The following is a 15,344-nucleotide window of genomic DNA, read 5'->3' on the forward strand; positions in this document are numbered from 1 at the left end:
GCCGTTGCCTCGGCAACGTATCGGGCCCTTCCCTTGTCAGCAGCAATCCAGCAAGGAACCTGAGGGAATTTATATGACGAATCCATTTGACGACACAAACGCTACCTTCCGCGTACTGGTTAATGACCTTCAACAGCACTCACTCTGGCCCTCCTTTGCCGATGTTCCCAACGGTTGGATGGTGATGTATGGCCCCGGCGGCCGCCAGGAATGCCTTGACTTCGTTTCACGTAGCTGGACCGATATGACTCCGCGCACGGTGGCCGAACTCGCGGCGTCCTAGTGATCCGGGTACAGGGACTTTACAAAAATTTCGGAAGCTTCCGCGCTCTGGACGACTTAAACCTAGAGGTGGAACCCGGTCAAGTCCTGGGACTTCTGGGACCCAATGGAGCGGGCAAAACAACCACCGTGCGGGTACTGACCACCTTGCTCTCACCTGATTCGGGAGAAGTGACGGTCGCAGGCCACAACGTTAAGAAGGATCCCGACAGTGTGCGCCGCTCGATCGGGCTGTCCGGTCAGTATGCGGCAGTAGACGAGAAACTCACCGGATTCGAGAATCTGGTGATGGTGGCCCGGCTCTACGGAATGAATCGTAAGTCCTCGGCGGCGCGTGCCAACGAACTGTTGGACGAGTTCAGGCTCAGTGACGTGGCCGGAAAGCGTGCGGGCGCCTATTCGGGGGGCATGCGACGCCGGTTGGATCTGGCCGGAGCCATTGTCGCCCGGCCGGAGGTCGTGATCCTTGATGAGCCAACCACCGGGCTGGACCCGCGAGGTCGCTTGGACACCTGGGCCGTCATCTCCTCACTGGTAGGCAACGGGACCACGGTGCTGTTGACCACTCAATATTTGGAAGAGGCTGACCAGTTGGCGGACAACATCGCGGTGATCGATGCGGGCCGCGTCATCGCCGAAGGTACTGCCAACGAGCTCAAGTCCCGCATCGGCTCCGAACGGATCGACATCGTGACTGCGCTACCGGAAAATCTGGAGCGTGCCGGTGCCATCCTGGCCGGGATCGCTTCGAGAGCCCCGGAGATCGACAGCCAGACACGCACCATCAGCGTTGCTGCTCCCGACGGGCACCACATGCTGGTGCGGGCACTGGAAGAACTTGAATTTGCGGACGTCAAGGTCCTTGAAGCCGCACTCCGCCGCCCCACCCTCGACGATGTCTTTCTCCAGTTGACGGGCCAGCGGGCCGAAACCCAGCCCTCAGGTGATGAATCGTCGCTCCACGCCGCAGAGAATCAGGAGGCACTCCAAGCATGAGCACCTTCAAAAGCGCGATCCGAGACAGTTCGGTTATTGCCGGACGAAACCTCCGCAACGTCGTCCGCACCCCCGGCGCCATGGTGACAAGCGTGGCCCAGCCCGTCATGTTCGTCCTGCTGCTGGCCTTCGTATTCGGCGGCACCCTAGGGGGTGCCGACTACCGAACCTTTCTGATCGGCGGCATCCTGGCCCAAACGCTCACCTTCAACGCCTCGTTCACGGCCGTCTACCTCGCCAAAGACCTCCAGCTCGGGCTCATTGACAGATTTAGGTCATTGCCGATGTCTCGAGCCGCCGTCATTTTGGGCCGCTCCTCGGCAGATCTGGTGACGAGCCTGCTCTCCATTGGCGTGACGCTATTGTGCGGGCTGGCGATCGGATGGCGGATTACTAACGGCTTGGGCCCGGCGTTGTTAGCCCTGGGCTTGTTACTCTTGTTCACTTTTGCCGTGTCATGGATAGGCGCCGTGATTGCCCTGACGGCACGCAGCGTGGAGGTGGCCCAAAGCCTCGGACTGATCTGGCTCTTTCCCGTGACGTTCATTTCCGGGGCTTTCGTCTCGGTACAGTCCATGCCCGGGCCCTTGCGCGCCTTCGCCGAATGGAATCCCGTGACGGCGGTGGCCACTGCGGTAAGAAATCTGTTTGGCAACCCAGCTCCATCGGGCTTTGCCTCCCCCAGCGGCTGGCCAACGGACAACGCGTTGCTCTACGCCGTCATGTGTTGCGCCGCCATCATTATGCTCTTCGCCCCGCTAGCCATTTCGCAATATGTGCGGATCAGCAAACGATGAGGAGCCCCGAGCAGTCCGGATCTATTCACTACGTCATCGCCTCCGCGGCCAAGATCCTCTCCGCAGCAGCCGGCCTTGGTGGTGGGCAGAGCATGCTCAGCCAGGCGGAACTGGCTAAGGCCGCACGGTTCAGGGATACCCGGGACACCGACGGCTATGTCGCGGCGCACGTTTTGTTCCGGGTCATGGCTGCACGCTCCTTGGGTCTGACTCCCGATCAAGGACGCAACTTGGAGCCGCGCTTACATTGTCAGCACTGTGCCGGTCCCCATGGGAAGCCGAGCATTGAGGGCACCAACCTCAGCCTCTCTCGGGTCAGAGACGTCGTCATGGTCGCCTCGGCATCCGCCGGTGCGCCGATTGGGGCGGACCATGAAGCAATCCCGCGGGAACTGCCCGAGGATTTCGATGACTTTGCGCTGTCTCCCGCGGAAGGCAGGCAGCTCGCATCCGGCGACGTCGAAGCGCGACTTCGCGTGTGGGTCGCCAAGGAAGCGGCACTCAAGGCGACGGGCCATGGCCTGCTCATCGCGCCGAGCAAGTTGCACCTCGGACAGCGCGGCCCACATCCATCCGCCAAACCCCTGCCGGAATGGAGCGCAACTATCGAGTCCCCCGGGCTGCGCGAAGCGCACGGATTACAGATCGCCTGGGTGCCGGCACCGAGCGGCCACACGGCAGCACTTGCCGCATTCGGACGCCCGAGTATCAGCAGACTGGACGTCAGGTCGGCCTTCGAAGGGCCCTAGAAACTGGGCGTCAGCTACCGTCACGGCAAAAACGCTGGCAGTGCTGACGTCAACGAGCCACCCCCACAGCGGAACTCAACTCTCACCCCGGTACCGATTCGACTCTCCCACCCATCGCCAGCGTCAAGTTGGCCATGGGTGGGATCGATGAAATACGGTTGCCGGTAACCACATATCCTCGACTCAAGGAGTATCAGCATGAGTATCTACGCCGTCACCAACCCAGCCTCCGGCATCGTCGAAGCCACGTACCCGACCGCCACAGACGCCGAGATCCAGGACGCTCTGGGCCGCGCCCACCAGGCCTTCGGCGATTGGAACACCTCGCAGATCACCGAACGCGCCGCCCTTCTGAACCGCGTCGCTGACCTCTATGAGGAACGCCGCGACGAGCTCTCGGCCATCATCACCCGTGAAATGGGCAAGCCGATCTTCCAATCCGGCAAGGAAATCGACATCACCGCCTCGATCTACAGGTACTACGCCGCACATGGAGCACAGTTCCTTCAGGACGAGGCGTTGGAGGTCGCCTCCGGAGGCACCGCAGTGATCCGCAAGGAAGGCATTGGCGCGCTGCTGGGCATCATGCCGTGGAACTTCCCGTACTACCAGGTGGCCCGCTTCGCCGCGCCGAACCTGATGAACGGCAATACCATCGTGCTCAAGCACGCCCCGCAGTGCCCCGAATCCGCGTTGGCCATGGAACAGATCTTTGCCGATGCCGGTGCCCCCGCCGGCGCCTACGTCAACATCTTCGCCACCAACGACCAGATCGCCGACGTAATCGCCGATCCCCGCGTCCAGGGCGTTTCACTCACCGGCTCCGAACGTGCGGGATCGGCCGTGGCCGAGATCGCCGGGCGCAACCTGAAGAAGGTCGTGCTGGAGCTCGGCGGCTCTGACCCGTTCTTGGTGCTGGAGGACGCCAACGTGAAGCGTGCGGCCAAGCAGGCCATGATGGGCCGCTTCGGCAACACCGGCCAGGCCTGCAACGCCGCCAAGCGCATCATCATCGACGCATCGGTCTACGACGAGTTTGTCGAGAACTTCACCGATGCCGTGTCGGGCATGACGGTGGGGGACCCGGCGCAGCCGGAGACCTTCGTGGGCCCCATGTCCTCGGCCGCGGCCCGAGACGGCCTAGCCGCCCAGGTGCAGGATGCCATCAACAAGGGTGCCACGGTGCTCACCGGAGGCGCAGCCCTGGAGGGCGAGGGATCATTCTTCGCCCCCACGGTGTTGGCCGATGTCACCGAAGACATGCGCGCCTACACCGAAGAGCTTTTCGGTCCGGTTGCGGTGCTCTACAAGGTCGCCGGCGATCAGGAGGCTGTTGCCCTGGCCAACGGCTCGGTCTACGGACTGGGCGCCTCGATCCAGACCGAAGACATGGACCGTGCTCACTTGATGGCCCGGCAGCTGGAGGTCGGCATGGTTTCGATCAACCAGACCAGCGGGACCGCCGCTGAGCTTCCCTTCGGCGGGGTTAAGCGTTCGGGTGTCGGCCGCGAGCTGGGCAAGTACGGCATGGAGGAGTTCGTGAACCGCAAGCTGGTCACCTTCCGCGGCTAATAACTGATCCCGGGGCGGGGTTCAAGTAGTCCCACCCCGGGTGCTTTCGGTCACCGTACCGGAGCCATCACCGAGCAATCGGCGCCTGCCGCGAAGCCATGCCGCAGGCGCCGGGCAGCACTCGCCCGATAGAATTAGAGGAGCAAGAACCGGGCCGCCAGCTGGCCCCGCGTTCCAACCCCTGCAGGAAAGCAGCATCATGAACCCTGAACGCATGAACGTAGAGTCCTTTAACCTCGATCACCGCACCGTCGCCGCACCCTATGTGCGTGTCGCGGATCGTAAGGTCCTCCCCCAGGGCGACGTCATTACCAAGTATGACGTGCGCTTCACCCAGCCGAATGTTGCCCACCTGGAGATGAAAGCCATCCACTCCCTGGAGCACCTTTTTGCCGAGGCCTCGCGAAATCACTCCGGCGCGGTCATCGACTTCTCCCCCATGGGCTGCCAGACCGGCTACTACCTGATCCTGCAGGGTGAACCCGACGTCGCTGCCGCGGCAGCGCTCATTGAGGCGACCCTCTCCGATGTTCTGCTGGCCACCGAGGTTCCGGCAGCCAACGACGTCCAGTGCGGCTGGGGCGCGAACCACTCACTCGAAGATGCCCAGGCAGCTGCCCGCGCTTTCTTGGCTCAGCGCGCCGTCTGGGAACAGGTCACCGCATGAGCCCCATTGATGTAGTGATCATCACCGCCATGGAGGAAGAGACTCTTCCCTTCCTGGAGCGCGCCACGATGCTCAGCGAACCCGAACACGTCGGCAATTCCATCCAGCGCAGCGGTGTGATCAACGACCTGAACATCCTTTTTGTCCATGGTGGCATCGGCCTGGTCAACGCCTCCAGTGCCGCCACCGCGGCGCTACTGCGCGCCAAAACCATGGATCCGCACGCTCCGCTTCCCCTGGTCATCAGCGCCGGTAGTGCTGGTGGACTTGGGGACTCGGTCCGCGTGGGAGATGTGGTGATTGGTGATACCTACATCAACGCCGATGCCGATGCGCGCGCCTTCGGCTACGTCTTGGGGCAGGTGCCGGGCATGCCCGCCTCCTATTCAACCCCCGAGGCCCTGGCCAAGATCAGCCAGGTGCCAACGGCTCCAACGGATCTCGTGAGCACGGTGCATCACGGACTTCTGGTGTCCAGCTATTCCTTTGTTGGTCATGACCGCGCGCCGATCATCAAGGAGCAGTACACCGGGGTACTGGCCACGGACATGGAATCCTCGGCCATCGCCCAGACCTGCGCCTCCTTCGGCGCCTCGTTCCTGGCCATCCGTGGGATTTCGGACCTCTGCGGTCCGGCGTCTGACGCCGACTTCTTGGTGCATGTTGATGATGCCGCCGAACGCTCCACCGAGATCACTCTGGCGGTTCTGCGCGCCTGGAGCAGCGCCGGGACACCGCGCGCGGCCAGCGCCACGGTGTCCGCCTAAACCCTAGGGCCCGAACCTGGGGCCGGACCGCATAGCTTTAGGGGACGCGTGCGGTCCAGGCCTCGGTGGCAAATTTGGAAGCGGCAAGTTCACGCGCTGCGGTGCGCGTGGCCTCATCCAGCTCACCGCTGACGGCGCCGTAGCGCCGGGTGAAGGTGTTCATCATGACCTCGATGATTTCGGCACGGGTTACCGAGGATTGTGTCTTGAGCGGATCAACGCGTTTAACGGCCGAGGTGATGCCCTTGTCGGAAATCTTTTCACGTCCAATGCGCAGCACCTGCAGCATCTTCTCCGCGTCAATGTCATAGCTCATGGTCACGTGGTGCAGCACCCCGCCACCGGCCAGGCGCTTTTGTGCGGCCCCGCCAATCTTTCCCACATCGGTGGCGATGTCATTCAGCGGCTTGTAATGCGCCTTGATGCCCAATTCGGCCAGTGCCTCCATGACCCAGGCATCCAAGAACGGGTAGGAATCGGCAAAGCTCATCCCGTCAACCAACGACGCCGGAATGTAGAGCGAGTAGGTAATGCAGTTCCCCGCCTCCATAAACATCGCCCCGCCACCGCTGATGCGCCGCACCACCTGGATGCCGTGTTCGGCGGCCGCTTGAGCATCCACCTCATTGCGCACCGATTGGAAGGAGCCGATGATGACGGCCGAATCGTCCCAATCCCAGAAGCGCAGCGTGGGTGTGCGGGTTCCCGCTGCCACCTGACGGGTGAGCACCTCATCGAGGGCCACCTGCTCGGTCACCGCAATGACCGAGGGGCCGATGATCTGCCAGGAATGATCTGCCCACGAGGTGGCGTGGCCCAAGGCCCGACGAACCACCCGAGCCACGGCATCGGCATCAAAGCCGAACATGACTGCGCCGGCACGGAGGCTTGCGTTGACCGCATCACGCACCGCGGCGTGCTCAACATTGTGCGGCAGACCCACCAACGCGGCGTTGATGTCGAAGAGCGCCTCATCGGGCTCGAGGAAAAAGTCCCCGTTAACGGAGGCGGAGGTGATCAGTCCGTCGCTGAGCACCAGGTCAACGACCACGAGTTTGCCGCCAATAACCTTGTATTCACCGTGGTGTGTGTAGCCGATAGTCATACTCTCTATCCTAATCTTCACGGTGAACTCGCTGGTGCAGGCAGGTCTCGGGTGTCGGGCCTGGCGCCATCACCAGCGGCGCGCCGACGAGAATTCGCGGATCTGCGAACGCGGGGTTAAACAGCAATGGGACCCTGCGCGTGAGCGCAGAATCCCATCACAGGGTGCAAAGGCGAAGAATTACTTCTTGGCGCCGAAGCCCTTGAAGCGAGCGTTGAAGCGCTCGACACGGCCGGCCGAGTCCATGATGCGCTGCTTACCCGTGTAGAAAGGGTGCGAAGCGGCGGAGATTTCGACGTCGATGACCGGGTAGGTGGTGCCGTCTTCCCACTCGATGGTCTTGTTGCTCGTAGCGGTGGAGCGCGTCAGGAACTTCTCGCCCGAGGCGAGGTCGTTGAACACGATCGTGTTGTACTGCGGGTGGGTATTAGCCTTCATGGGGTAACCTTTGCTCGCGTCACTGGATTTTGCCAGCGACCAAAACGTATAAAACCGGCACGTGGGATCACGAAGCCGACGGTCCAGTCTAGCCGAACACCCGCTTGTTTGGAGAATTCAATGGGTTGCGTTGTACTGCGTGGGGAAATCAGCGTGCTCGCAGCTCCCAAAAGGCCACCGCACAGGCGGCGGCAACGTTTAGCGAATCAACGCCAGGACGCATCGGAATCATGACATGCAGATCGGCGGCCGCTAGCACCGCGGCGGAGACACCGGCACCCTCGGTACCTAAAACCAGGGCCAGTTTCTCGCTGCGGGCAGCTCCCAACTCATCGATGCTCAGTGCCGAAGCGGTTAACTCCATGGCCGCGATATCAAACCCGGCCGCGGAAATGGCCGCTAGATCATCGGGCCAGGCGCTGAGTCGCGCCCACGGCACCTGGAAGACGGCGCCCATGCTCACCCGAATGGAGCGTCGATACAGTGGATCGGCGCAGCGTGGGGTGATCAGTACGGCATCGATGCCCAGTGCCGCGGCGGAACGGAAGATGGCTCCTAGGTTGGTGTGATCAACGATGTCCTCGAGGATCGCAATGCGTTTTGCCCCGCTCAGCACCTCATCAAGGGTCAGGGGTGTTGGCCGATTCATCGCCGCAAACGCTCCGCGGTGCAGGTGGAAGCCGGTGATCTCCTCCAGTACGGCATCACTTCCCACAAAAATTGGTGCCTCGGGATGGGCCGCCAGAACATCGGCGAGGGCATCGATCCATTTCGGTGCCATGAAAAAGGAGCGCGGGGTGTGCCCCGCGGCAAGTGCCCGACGCATGACCTTGGAGCTTTCGGCGATATAGCGACCGTTGGCTGGGTCCTGGTGCTGGCGCAGGGCCGCATCTGAGAGCGCCATATAGTCGGCCACGCGGGCATCATCGGCAGAATCGAGGACGATCAGCCGGTCCCCGTAGACCGTGAGCGCTCGGGTCAAGGCATCGTCGGCGGCCGGAACGGCGCCGGACATCAGGCACCCACCACGAGCTTGGCCACCATATTCACCAGGGCCACCAGCCCCAAAATCACGATGACGCCGCGTAGCCAGCCCGGGGAGAGCTTGCGTCCCACCTTGGCGCCGATGAATCCACCGATGAGTGAGCCCACGGCGATCAGTGCCACCACGGGCCAGTGGATACGCTCGGGGGCGAAGATCAGGTAGGAGATGGCGGCAATAAGATTCACCACTAGGGAGAGCACCACCTTGATGGCGTTGGACTGCTGCAGTGATGCGTGCAGGAAGATCCCGAAGACGGCCATCAGCAAGATGCCCTGAGCGGCGGTGAAATACCCGCCGTACACCCCAATCAGGAAGACCAGGAAGTACAGCAGTGGAGAGATGCGAGATTTGTCGGCGTCATCGGGATTCACCGAGACACTTTTGGCCTGCCGCGTTTTGGCCCACACCGAAAGTTTGGGCTGGAAAATCACCAAGATTAGAGCCAGCACGATCAGTACCGGAGCAACGTAACTGAAGACGCTCTCCGGTAGGTGAAGCAGGAGGAAGGCTCCGATGAGGCCGCCGGCCAGGGAGACGGGGACCAGCTTCAGCAGGGTGCGTCTAACACTCGCCGCTTCGCGCCGATACCCCCAGGCGCCGGAGAATCCTCCGGCGACCAGACCCATGGCGTTGGACACCACCGCGTTAACAGGGGCGAAGCCCAGTGCGACGAGCACGGGAAATGTCACCAGTGAGCCGGAGCCGACGATCGTATTGATCGTTCCGGCCCAGAGGCCCGCGAAAAAGATGATGATGTCGCGCCACAGATCCACTCCGGATGCGCCTCCCCTAGTTCTTGATGATGACTGAAAAGTACTCCACCGCTAGTTGCGCTGGAGTCCATAAACGAATCTGCCGGTGTGCCCCGATCCAGGGATCGGGGCACACCGGCAGGAAAAAGCGTTACCGGTCAGTGCTTGGCAACGGCGCTGAAACGCCCACCCTCGGAGCGCAAGCTCAGCGGGGTGTTAAAGGTTTCCGAGAGGTTCTCTTCGGTTAATGTTTCGGCGATGGGGCCAGCGGCAACCACTTCGCCCTCACGCAGCAGCAGAGCGTGGGTGAATCCTGGCGGCACTTCTTCCAGGTGGTGGGTGACCAGCACCATGGCGGGCGCGTCTTCGTCGGCTGCCAATTCGCTCAGGCGCGCCACCAAGTCTTCACGGCCGGCAAGATCAAGTCCCGCTCCCGGCTCGTCAAGAAGCAAGAGTTCCGGGTCGGTCATCAGTGCACGGGCGATCTGTACGCGCTTGCGTTCACCTTCGGAGAGGGTGACAAACGGGCGGTTGATCATGGTGGACATGCCCCAGGCGTGCAGCAAGGCAAAGGCTCGACGTTCGTCAAGCTTCTCGTAGGCCTCGCGCCAGCGACCGGTCATCCCGTAGGACGCCGTGAGCACCACGTTGAGCACATTCTCGTGCTCCGGGATGTTGCTGGCCAGTGCGGCGGAGGACAGCCCAATCCGGGGGCGAAGTTCAAAGACGTCAACTGCGCCCAGGACCTCACCGAGCACACCGGCGACACCGCGAGTGGGGTGAATACGCGCACCAGCGATTTGCAGCAGGGTGGTTTTTCCGGCGCCGTTGGGTCCTAAAACAACCCAACGTTCGCCCTCCTTTACCTGCCAATTGATGTCCGTTAATAGATCCTTGCGTCCGCGTACCACGCAGACGCCGGCAAGTCCCAGCACTTCATTCATGGATAAAACATTAGGCCAGTGACCCGCCTTTGGCCCAACCGGACGCGGCAAACGCACGGTGTTTGCCAGCACTACAGCATCATTTAGACGCCTGACTCAGAAGATTGGGCCCGCCGAACGGCCTCACAGCAGGCGGATAGGGGAACCAATGGTGCCCTTCCGCGCAATAAAAGGCACACCGTTTTGTGGCAGTGGCGTGCTACACGCGAGAATATAGCAATGCAACCCACCGCTTTCATAGTGTTCTATTCCGCAGTATCCCCTTGTATCGAACCTGCTTCGCTGCGCCAGACCCTGGCCGCGGCAGGCCACGAGGTACTCAGCGAGCAGGAGTTCGCTGGTCCGGGGCGCAGCGGATCACGCTGGGAAGTCACCGGGTCTGTCCGTCAGCTGCGCGCGCTGGTTAATCCACTGGATGCCATTTATGCGCGCTCCGAAGACCCAGTATTACGCGGCACATCGCTGACCGTAGTTCCGGCGGAATTAGTCCGGGCCAAGAAGATGCTTCTGGTGATGGACGTCGATTCGACGCTGATCAAGCAGGAAGTCATTGAGCTTCTGGCCGCTCACGCGGGACGCGAAGCCGAGGTTGCCGCCGTCACCGAATCCGCCATGCGTGGCGAATTGGATTTTGCTGCCTCTCTGCACGCCCGGGTTGCCACCCTTGCCGGACTTGATGCGCACGTCATCGATGCCGTCCGAGCTCGCCTGGAACTGAGTGACGGTGCTGCGGATTTGGTGAAGTCCTTCAAGGAGGCAGGTCACCACGTCGCAGTGGTCTCCGGCGGTTTCGCCCAGATCCTTGACCCGTTGGCCGCCGATCTTGGGCTGGACCGTGCGCGGGCTAATGATCTGGTGATTCTCGACGGGCAGCTGACCGGAAAGGTCAACGGGGAGGTTGTGGACCGCGCGTGCAAGGAAGTGATGTTGCGCACCTGGGCCCGCGAGCTCGGAGTCGAGATGGAGCACACCATCGCCGCCGGTGATGGTGCCAATGATCTGGACATGGTCGGCGCCGCCGGGCTGGGCGTGGCGTTTAATGCCAAGCCGTTATTGCGCGATGCGGCCGATGCCCGCATCGATTTGCCGAGGTTGGACATCATCGCCAACCTCGTAGGGCTCTTATAACAATTGGACCATTAACGCCTGTTATTTACTCCGTCGAATTGGCGCACGGGTAGGATGCAGAAGGCGGTAGGGGCTCAGAGCAGCTCGTCCGGCACCCAAATCAAGGTACTCCGCAGTGCCCCCGATGGAAGAGAACTAGTCGTTTTGCACAGTGAAAAAGTGTCCCGCAGGCAGCGCGGACCGAAGCAGAAGTCACGTCGGGGTTGGATCATTGGCGGTTCGGTGGCGGTGGTGGCCTGCGCCCTCTACGGAGGAGCTGCGGCATATGCCGGCTCACAAATTCCGGCTAATACTACGGTTCATGGAATCGAGGTTGGATCCCTGACGCCCGAAGCCGCCAATGATGTGCTGCGCGAAAAGTTGGCACCGTTGGCCAGCCAGAAGATTTCGGTGCTCGTTAACAACAAGGAAGCCACGCTTGACCCGGCTTCCGCTGGACTGAGTATTGACTACGACAAGACGCTGAACGGGCTCACCGGTTTTGACCTCAACCCCGTCACCATTTTTGAGCGCTTTACCGGACAACAGCACCGTGACCCGGTGAGTGTCATTGACGAGGCCAAGCTCCTTGCGTCATTGGACGAACTGGCGCCCAAGGTTGCGGTCAAGACTACCGAAGGCAAGCTGGCCTTTGATGGTTCGACCCCGGTACTCACCAAGCCCATCACCGGGGTTTCGTTGAATGTTAAAGACGCAGTCAACGTTGTTAGCACGGGCTGGTTCGACGCACCAAAGGCATTAGAGCTTCCCTCGAGCCTGCAGGAGCCTAAGACGTCCTTGGCGACGCTTGAGACGGCGCTGAAGGATCAGGCCAAGCCGTTAGTTTCCGGACCGATCAAGCTCACTGACGGCACCACGACTGCGAGTCTCACCCCGGGGCAACTGGCTGCGACTGCATCGTTTAAGATCTCAGACAATAAAGTTGAGATGACCCTGGACACCGAGAAACTGGTGAAGGCGGCAAGTGCCGACTCCAGTGGATTTAAGTCCACCGCTAAGGAAGCAAAGATCGTGCTTTCCGGAGGCAAGCCGAAGATCATTCCCTCGCAAAACGGCACGGTGATCGAATCCAAGGATCTCGATCAGCTGGTTCTTGCCGCTAGTAAGGACGATGCACGGTCGGCCAAGGTCACGTTGACCACCACCGAACCCGAATTGACCACCGAAAAGGCCAAGAAGTTGGGAGTGAAGAACGAGATCGTCCATTTCTCGACTCCCTACCCGGCGTCCGATACGGTTCGCACCAAGAACCTTTATGCCGGAACTGCACGACTCAACGGAGTCGTGGTCATGCCAGGTGAAACCTTCTCACTGGAGAAGGCCCTCGGGGCCATCACCACGGCTAACGGCTACTACGGCTCCGGCGTGGTGGTAAACGGCTTCGCCACCGAGGCAGTTGGCGGTGGACTTTCACAGGTCTCCACCCAGTTGTACAACGTAGGCTTCCTGGCCGGTTATGACGACATCACGCACAAGCCCCACAGCCGCTGGTTCGAGCGATACCCGGCAGGCCGTGAGGCTACCCTCTGGGAGGGTCAGGTAGATATGGCGTGGAAGAACAACACACCGTACGCCGTGATGATCCAGGCATGGGTTGGTGGTGGCGAGGTACATACTCGTTTGTGGAGCACCAAGTACTGGACCGTGGGTTCGGACTCATCGGCTAAGTACAACATCACCAAACCCGGTGTCGAGTACAACCCGGCAGAGAACTGCAAGCCCGAATCAGGTGGCAAGCAGGGCTTCTCGATCGATGTGACGCGTACGCGCTCCTCCGCCAAGGAAACGCTGCCGGCCGAAACTAAATCGTGGACTTACCAGCCGTGGAACAAAGTCATCTGCGGCACCAAGCCCTAACACGGCCCCGCAGCAGCATCACTGAGGCGCCCTCACCGTTCATTCGGTGAGGGCGCCTCAGTGCTTCTCGGGAGTTTTTTCGTGGTTTGAGGATGCACATATCGACACTCAATTTTTTGCGACGCAGCCTGCTTCCAGCTCCCAAACGAACCCCTCCTACATGTCGATACCTCTGCAGGCTTTTGCCTCAAGCTGACAGTGGGACTCCACAGCAGACACAGCTACACGCGCACGTGATCACCGCCCTGTACCCTGGGGGCACCATCGCACCACTGGAGATACATTGCGAGCCCTGCTCACCCCAGATCTTTCGTCCTACAGATCAGCCGCCCAATCCTCAATGGCTATAAACCACACGGAGTGACAGGCACTGCTGCGGTGTTCATGGAAGCGGTCCGGCCTTCTAAGGTTCTAAGAACCGACGCGCTGATGCCGCTCAGACCACACGGCTCAGCTGCTGCTGGGCGAAGTTGCCCACGACCACCTAGGTGAAGCCCGAGACCGAGCAAACAATCGACGACGCCCGGGTGACCTTGGCGCAGTTCCTCGCCTCAGAAATGATGTCCGTGACCCATTAGGACGCGAGCCTTCCCCAGCCGCTAGGGAGATGAACTGTCGCTGAAATCGAAAACCCGTGCTGTATGGGCTGGTGCGGGCATTAGCACGAAACCACTCGAAATGGTCATGGAGTCGGGTCCCATGGAGTGCCTAGCCCCCTTTCATATCACCGGCGAACCGGATTCGTGAGTCCCGGCCCGAGACAGACCCGATCATGCTCGAAGCTTTTTGACCTGCACCAGATGATCGAGGATTCCCTCAACTCGTCCGCCGTCAGATTTTTCGACTTGTACTAGGCGGCACGTGCCGAATTACCGTGGAGTATTTACCTGTGGCATCACGCAAGGTAACGTGAGTCACAGATCGCTAGAGAGGCTAGCTAAATTATCTTGTCCCGGTGGTCGTTTTGGAGCTGATGGAGAGTGGTTAGAGTGGAAAACTTTGATTCCCAGGTGCGTTCGCCCCAGGAAGACCTAAAAATCGATGACTGGTCCGATCTTGGCCAACAACTTTGGTCTTATCTGACGGGGCGTGGAGCGGCGGTCAACTACACGTTGGTCGACATGACTGTTGAGGTTCCTCGTGATATTGGACCCGACGCACCGCGCGCGATATGGAAATTCGACGGTACATTGCGCGTCACGACGAGTGATGATGCATCTGCGGGCTCCGATCCCTACCGCCAGTAGTCGGGGCAGGCCATGCGTTTCGACATCGATCTAGCGTTCGCCGTGAAATTGCCAGGCGCTGATGACACCGTTCATGAAGACATTCGTGGAACGATTGAAGCCCACGGCAAGTCGATCACCATTAAAGCCGACTCACTGTCGGTATTTCCGTCGGCAAGGTCTGTCGATCGTGACGCCTTGAACAGCTTTGCGGTAAAGCTCAAAAATGCGGGCATAACAGTTGTCATTGACGGGCCAAATGGAACCATCATGAGCCTCGGCAATGTCAAACCCAATCTAGCTGCCCTCATTGGAACCAATTCGACCGCAGTGAGACTCGGTAAACGCGAGGCCTTCAAGTCACTGATGGGACGTGGGCGCAGCCGTAGCGCTATCGAACCCATGACAATACCTGCGACTTTGTTTCCGCTTCTGCCTACGTTTCTCAAGAATTATCATCGCCGACCCACCACGACCCACTATGCCCGCGGTGGGGGCAGGCCACGGATCATTTTCGTCAAAGATAGTGATTCGTGGGATGGCAAGGCGCCTAAAGTTCTCAACGTCGTCGATGAGGTGATGGAGATCGGTAGTTCGCCCGATGGTGGACTCGTGCTAGCGGGCCTGGACCCGGTACACGCGAGAATCGTTCACAATGAACTGGATGATTATGTTCTAGTTGCCGTGGGCCCGGTGGGTGGAAGTGTTGGCTTGAAGCCGGGAGGCGAACATACTCTGCGTAGCGGTGCCAGAATAGAACTAGGTGACTGGAGACTCGTGTTCTTCCGTGAAGAGTATGCCGATCACGGGAGGCCGTTTGGAGGACGCAACGGCGGCGAGCTAGCTTTCCAGAGAGCTCAGTTCAATCCGCGCACCGGACTCATCGAACGTGATTCAAACGAGTAAGGGGATTCTGGCAGCCAGGGACGTGCATCGGGTTTGGGAAGAGACGTTCCCAAACCCGGCGTCGTCTGCTGCACCGCCAACGGTGTAACCGCCGAAATTCTGATGGGACGCAT

16 protein-coding genes are annotated in these 15,344 nt (G+C 60.6%); 11 read left to right on the forward strand and 5 right to left on the reverse strand.

The window, feature by feature from the left end:
* The first annotated feature begins 73 nt into the window (after positions 1–73).
* From HED64_RS14630 to mtnN, 7 genes are all read left to right on the forward strand, one after another.
* Positions 74–283: an MbtH family protein gene (locus HED64_RS14630; protein ID WP_168152736.1), complete on the forward strand. Its 210-nt coding sequence runs from the start codon at positions 74–76 to the stop codon at positions 281–283.
* Positions 283–1,278 carry an ATP-binding cassette domain-containing protein gene (locus HED64_RS14635; RefSeq protein ID WP_168152737.1) on the forward strand — a complete coding sequence of 332 codons (996 nt, stop codon included), beginning with the start codon at positions 283–285 and terminating at the stop codon, positions 1,276–1,278. Before HED64_RS14630 ends, HED64_RS14635 begins: the two co-directional genes overlap by 1 nt.
* A complete protein-coding gene (locus tag HED64_RS14640) occupies positions 1,275–2,075 on the forward strand; it encodes an ABC transporter permease (RefSeq protein ID WP_168152738.1) in 801 nt (266 codons plus the stop codon). Before HED64_RS14635 ends, HED64_RS14640 begins: the two co-directional genes overlap by 4 nt.
* Complete coding sequence (locus HED64_RS14645) at positions 2,072–2,824, forward strand: 4'-phosphopantetheinyl transferase family protein (protein ID WP_168152739.1); 753 nt, start codon at positions 2,072–2,074, stop codon at positions 2,822–2,824. Before HED64_RS14640 ends, HED64_RS14645 begins: the two co-directional genes overlap by 4 nt.
* A gap of 198 nt (positions 2,825–3,022) precedes the next feature.
* Positions 3,023–4,396, forward strand: a complete 1,374-nt coding sequence (locus HED64_RS14650; RefSeq protein WP_168152740.1) for an NAD-dependent succinate-semialdehyde dehydrogenase — start codon at positions 3,023–3,025, stop codon at positions 4,394–4,396.
* A 199-nt stretch (positions 4,397–4,595) separates the two neighbouring features.
* Entirely contained in the window at positions 4,596–5,063 is a 468-nt protein-coding gene (locus HED64_RS14655) for an S-ribosylhomocysteine lyase (RefSeq protein ID WP_168152741.1), read from the forward strand.
* Positions 5,060–5,830 (forward strand): 5'-methylthioadenosine/S-adenosylhomocysteine nucleosidase, encoded by a 771-nt coding sequence (gene mtnN, locus HED64_RS14660; protein ID WP_168152742.1) that lies wholly within the window; start codon positions 5,060–5,062, stop codon positions 5,828–5,830. The genes HED64_RS14655 and mtnN overlap by 4 nt, the downstream gene beginning before the upstream one ends.
* Before the next feature lie 37 nt (positions 5,831–5,867).
* Here the strand turns inward: mtnN and lplAB are convergent, their stop codons facing one another.
* The 5 genes from lplAB to HED64_RS14685 all read right to left on the reverse strand — a co-directional run bounded on the left by lplAB (position 5,868) and on the right by HED64_RS14685 (position 10,114).
* Positions 5,868–6,935 carry a lipoate-protein ligase LplAB gene (lplAB, locus tag HED64_RS14665; RefSeq protein ID WP_168152743.1) on the reverse strand — a complete coding sequence of 356 codons (1,068 nt, stop codon included), beginning with the start codon at positions 6,933–6,935 and terminating at the stop codon, positions 5,868–5,870.
* 180 nt (positions 6,936–7,115) lie between these two features.
* Entirely contained in the window at positions 7,116–7,373 is a 258-nt protein-coding gene (locus HED64_RS14670; protein ID WP_132357758.1) for a type B 50S ribosomal protein L31, read from the reverse strand.
* A gap of 148 nt (positions 7,374–7,521) precedes the next feature.
* Entirely contained in the window at positions 7,522–8,277 is a 756-nt protein-coding gene (locus HED64_RS14675) for a TrmH family RNA methyltransferase (protein ID WP_245326025.1), read from the reverse strand.
* A gap of 110 nt (positions 8,278–8,387) precedes the next feature.
* Positions 8,388–9,191, reverse strand: coding sequence for a sulfite exporter TauE/SafE family protein (locus HED64_RS14680; RefSeq protein ID WP_168152745.1), 804 nt, complete (start codon positions 9,189–9,191; stop codon positions 8,388–8,390).
* 137 nt (positions 9,192–9,328) lie between these two features.
* The gene (locus HED64_RS14685) at positions 9,329–10,114 is read right to left on the reverse strand and encodes an ABC transporter ATP-binding protein (protein WP_168152746.1); all 786 of its coding nucleotides are present in this window, start codon (positions 10,112–10,114) and stop codon (positions 9,329–9,331) included.
* A gap of 219 nt (positions 10,115–10,333) precedes the next feature.
* Between HED64_RS14685 and serB the strand changes: the two genes are divergently transcribed.
* The 4 genes from serB to HED64_RS14705 all read left to right on the forward strand — a co-directional run bounded on the left by serB (position 10,334) and on the right by HED64_RS14705 (position 15,231).
* Positions 10,334–11,242 carry a phosphoserine phosphatase SerB gene (gene serB / locus HED64_RS14690; protein ID WP_168152747.1) on the forward strand — a complete coding sequence of 303 codons (909 nt, stop codon included), beginning with the start codon at positions 10,334–10,336 and terminating at the stop codon, positions 11,240–11,242.
* 159 nt (positions 11,243–11,401) lie between these two features.
* The gene (locus tag HED64_RS14695) at positions 11,402–13,099 is read left to right on the forward strand and encodes a VanW family protein (protein WP_168152748.1); all 1,698 of its coding nucleotides are present in this window, start codon (positions 11,402–11,404) and stop codon (positions 13,097–13,099) included.
* Positions 13,100–14,088: 989 nt separating this feature from the next.
* A complete protein-coding gene (locus HED64_RS14700) occupies positions 14,089–14,346 on the forward strand; it encodes a hypothetical protein (protein ID WP_168152749.1) in 258 nt (85 codons plus the stop codon).
* Positions 14,347–14,358: 12 nt separating this feature from the next.
* Positions 14,359–15,231, forward strand: a complete 873-nt coding sequence (locus HED64_RS14705; protein WP_168152750.1) for an FHA domain-containing protein — start codon at positions 14,359–14,361, stop codon at positions 15,229–15,231.
* Positions 15,232–15,344 lie beyond the last annotated feature (113 nt).

Source organism: Paeniglutamicibacter terrestris (genome assembly GCF_012271785.1).
In the GTDB taxonomy this organism is placed as follows: Bacteria; Actinomycetota; Actinomycetes; order Actinomycetales; family Micrococcaceae; genus Paeniglutamicibacter; species Paeniglutamicibacter terrestris.

Coding starts and splice junctions, on each gene's coding strand:
- HED64_RS14630 (WP_168152736.1), top strand. CDS start 74: ATGACGAATCCATTTGACGACACAAACGCTACCTTCCGCGTACTGGTT.
- HED64_RS14640 (WP_168152738.1), top strand. CDS start 1,275: ATGAGCACCTTCAAAAGCGCGATCCGAGACAGTTCGGTTATTGCCGGA.
- HED64_RS14645 (WP_168152739.1), top strand. CDS start 2,072: ATGAGGAGCCCCGAGCAGTCCGGATCTATTCACTACGTCATCGCCTCC.
- HED64_RS14650 (WP_168152740.1), top strand. CDS start 3,023: ATGAGTATCTACGCCGTCACCAACCCAGCCTCCGGCATCGTCGAAGCC.
- HED64_RS14655 (WP_168152741.1), top strand. CDS start 4,596: ATGAACCCTGAACGCATGAACGTAGAGTCCTTTAACCTCGATCACCGC.
- mtnN (WP_168152742.1), top strand. CDS start 5,060: ATGAGCCCCATTGATGTAGTGATCATCACCGCCATGGAGGAAGAGACT.
- lplAB (WP_168152743.1), bottom strand. CDS start 6,935: ATGACTATCGGCTACACACACCACGGTGAATACAAGGTTATTGGCGGC.
- HED64_RS14670 (WP_132357758.1), bottom strand. CDS start 7,373: ATGAAGGCTAATACCCACCCGCAGTACAACACGATCGTGTTCAACGAC.
- HED64_RS14675 (WP_245326025.1), bottom strand. CDS start 8,277: ATGGCGCTCTCAGATGCGGCCCTGCGCCAGCACCAGGACCCAGCCAAC.
- HED64_RS14685 (WP_168152746.1), bottom strand. CDS start 10,114: ATGAATGAAGTGCTGGGACTTGCCGGCGTCTGCGTGGTACGCGGACGC.
- serB (WP_168152747.1), top strand. CDS start 10,334: ATGCAACCCACCGCTTTCATAGTGTTCTATTCCGCAGTATCCCCTTGT.
- HED64_RS14705 (WP_168152750.1), top strand. CDS start 14,359: ATGCGTTTCGACATCGATCTAGCGTTCGCCGTGAAATTGCCAGGCGCT.